Here is a 277-nt window from a genome sequence, read left to right on the forward strand (position 1 = left end):
TATTTGAAATGGCACGGGCATCTGAGAATGAAGCAGACATGACCCGTGTACTTGGCTTGCTGGCTTCTGGGATAGGAGCGGTTTGTTATGCTGTCAATCCTTTGGCTATAGTTGGTGGTTTAATTGGCGGTGCTGCATGGCTATGGTTTGTTGTCGAACACTCTAACCGCACAAAAGAAATTGCACCAATACCATTTGTACGTGGCAATTTTATAGACGCTATAGCTCGTGCTGGTGACTATGATACTCGGAGCAATTATCAAGCGGATCATCTTGC

The 277-nt window shown here is 45.5% G+C and carries 1 pseudogene; it reads left to right on the forward strand.

Annotated features, from left to right (window positions below):
* Positions 1 to 277, forward strand: a pseudogene (locus ABF638_RS38450) (hypothetical protein); the annotation flags it as partial.

The sequence above is a fragment of the Nostoc sp. CALU 1950 genome (genome assembly GCF_051172895.1).
Lineage (GTDB): Bacteria > Cyanobacteriota > Cyanobacteriia > Cyanobacteriales > Nostocaceae > Nostoc > Nostoc edaphicum_A.